Here is a 2,995-nt window from a genome sequence, read left to right as displayed (position 1 = left end):
GGGCCGGTGGCCGGCGGCGTCGAAACCTTCGACGCCGCCGCCTTCGGGTTCAGCGCGCGCGAAGCGGAAACCCTGGAACCGCACCACCGGCTGCTGCTGGAGTGCTCGTGGGAGGCCCTGGAACGGGCCGGGTACCGGCCGGCCGACCCCGGCCTGCCCGTCGGGCTGTTCGCCGGCTGCGCGTTCCCCGACTACCTGACCCGCAACCTCGCCGGGCTCGCCGCGGAGCCGGGCGGCAAGCCCCTGCTCTCCGCGGGCGTGGAGCGCGACTCGCTCACCTCCCTCGTGTCGTACAAGCTGGGCCTGCGCGGCCCGGCGATCACCGTGCAGACGTACTGCTCGACCTCGCTGGTCGCCGTGCACCTGGCGTGCCAGAGCCTGCTGACCTACGAGTGCGACCTGGCCCTGGCGGGCGGCGCGGCCCTGCCGCTGCCGCAGACCGGCGGCCACCTCCACGCCGAGGGGGACATCCTGTCGCCTGACGGGCGGGTGCGGGCCCTCGACGCGGCGGCGAACGGCACGGTGATGGGATCCGGCGCCGCCGTTGTCGCCCTGAAACGCCTGGAGGACGCCCTCGCCGACGGTGACGTCGTGCACGCGGTGATCCTCGGCTCGGCGGTCAACAACGACGGCCGCGACCGCGCCGGATACCCGGCCCCCGGCGTGGCCGGGCAGGCCGCGGTGGTCGACACCGCGCTGGCCGTGGCCGGGGTGAAGCCCGAGACGGTGGGGTACGTCGAGTGCCACGCCGTCGGCACGCCGCTGGGGGATTCGATCGAGCTGGCCGCGCTGAACCGGGTCTTCGGGCCCGGGCGCGCGGCGCCGTGCGTACTGAGCTCCGTCAAGCCGAGCATCGGGCACCTCGACCGCGCGTCCGGCGTCACGTCCCTGATCCGGGCGGCGCTGAACCTGCGCGACGGCGTCCTGCCGGGCACCACCGGCTTCCGCACGCCCAATCCGGCGATGGACGAGCGCTTCACGGTGCTGCCCGCCGACGTTCCCTGGCCTCTTGACGGCGCGCCGCGCCGGGCGGGGGTCAGCTCGTTCGGCGTGGGCGGGACGAACGCGCACGTCGTCCTCGAGCAGCCGCCGGGGCGGGAGCCGCGGCGTTCCGCCGGCCCGCAGCTGCTCACCTTCTCCGCCGGTGACGCTGCCGCCCTCGACGAGGTGACCTCGCGGCTGCGCGATCACCTGGCGGCACACCCGTCCCTGGATCTCGGCGACGTGGCTTTCACGCTGCAGGTCTCGCGGGGACACTTCGCGCTGCGGCGGGCCGTCGTGGTCCAGGACCAGGCCGACGCCGTGGCCGCGCTGGCCGATCCCGGCCGGTGGATCGACGGCGAAACCCGCCGCCGCGACCCGCGGTTCCGGCTGGTCGCGGGCGCCGGCTCCGACTGGGCGTCGACGGCTTCGGCGGCCCACCGCCTGCTCGCCGGTGACGACGTTCCCGCCCCGGCCCCCACCCGTGACGGCGCGCTGTCGGCGCTGGCCGCCGGACTGTCCCGGCTGGGTATCCGGCTGGACGAGAGCGCCACCGACACGCTCGTCGTCGAGGGCGGGGCGGCTGAGGAGTGGGTGCTCGAATCGTTGGCCCGGCTGTGGCTCGCGGGCTGCACGCCCGACTGGCCGGCCCTGCACCGCGGCGCGGGCCGCCGGGTCGAGCTGCCGCCGTACCCGTTCCAGCGCAAGCGGTTCTGGGTCGAGCCGGTCGCCGAGCCGCGTCCGGCGGCTCACGTGCCCTCGTGGCGACTCGACCCGCAGCCGGTGACCGGCCTGGAAAGCCGGCTGCGGGCGGCGGGGCCGTGGCTGGTGTTCGCCGCCGATCCGGTCGGCGAGGCGCTCGCCGAACGCATCACGCTGGCCGGTGCCGAGGTGACCACCGTGCGCCCGGGCGGTGAGTGCGCCTTCCTGGACACCGGCGACTTCGTCGTGGGCCCGGGTGACCTGCCCTCGCTGGCGAACTCGCTGGTCGTCGTGCCTCGGATGGTCGTGCACGCCTTCGCGCTGGGCGGCTCACCCGGGGACGTCGAGGTGGCGGCCGAGTTGTGGCCGGGGATGGTGACGCTGACCTCCGGCGCGGTCGGCGTCCTCGGACCGGACCTGACCACGCCATCGCAGGCGGCGCTCACCGCCCTGACCGCACGCCACGTCGACGTGGGCGCGGGGGCTTCGATCGACCAGGTGCTGGCGGCGGTGCTGCGGGCCGAGACCCCGCTCGCGGTCCGGGGCGACCAGTCGTGGCGGCCGCACCACGAGCCGTACGAGCTGACCGGGCACGCTGAAGCCGAGGTCCACCGCGACGTGCCGGACCTGGGCGGCCGGCGGGGCATCCTGCTGGTCCGGCCGGATCCGGCCGGCCGCGTGGCGGCGGCCGAAGCCCGCGTGGCGCGGCTTGCCGGCCGTGGACGGTGGACGACGGTGGTGTCGGCTTCGGACCCCGCGCCGGAGGTGCTCGCCGCGGTGGCCGCCGCCGACCACCTGACCGAGGTGGTGCTGTCCGGAGTTCCGCCGGCCCGGCCGGTCCCCGTGCCCGAGTCCGTCCGGTCATCGGGCGCGGTCCGGCCGCGGCCGGCGCTGGGCACGCCGTTCGTGGAGCCGGAGCCGGGCCTCGAGCAGGAGGTGGCGGCCCGCTGGGCGGCGGCACTGGGCTACGAGGAGATCGGCGCGGACGACAACTTCTTCGAGCTGGGCGGCCGATCCGCGGGCGCGGTCCGCATCGCGGCCCACTGGAACCTCCCCGCGACGGCGGTGGTGGAGCTCCCCACGGTCCGCCTGCTGGCGGCCCGCATCGCCGAGCAGCGCAGCTGACCCACCACCGAAAGGGCCCCTTCCCGATCCCGGGAAGGGGCCCTTTCGCCGGCCGCCGGTCATGGCGTCATCCGGACAGAGGTGATGGGCCCGCCGCCAGGGGTATTGGCGGCGGACCCACCACGTTCGGGGGACACCGGAAGGGCATCACGCGTGATCAGGCGGGCATCACCCGTGATTGGCGGGG

General features: G+C 75.9%; 1 protein-coding gene. It reads left to right on the top strand.

The genetic code is table 11. From position 1 onward, the window contains the following. A partial coding sequence (locus tag DV20_RS46075; RefSeq protein ID WP_268747388.1) for a beta-ketoacyl synthase N-terminal-like domain-containing protein occupies positions 1 to 2,808 on the top strand: 2,808 nt, incomplete at its 5' end. Between the last annotated feature and the right edge of the window lie 187 nt (positions 2,809 to 2,995).

Source organism: Amycolatopsis rifamycinica, assembly GCF_000695625.1.
GTDB lineage: Bacteria > Actinomycetota > Actinomycetes > Mycobacteriales > Pseudonocardiaceae > Amycolatopsis > Amycolatopsis rifamycinica.
Note: the sequence above shows the minus strand (reverse complement) of the source record. Positions and strands in the feature narration are given on the sequence as shown.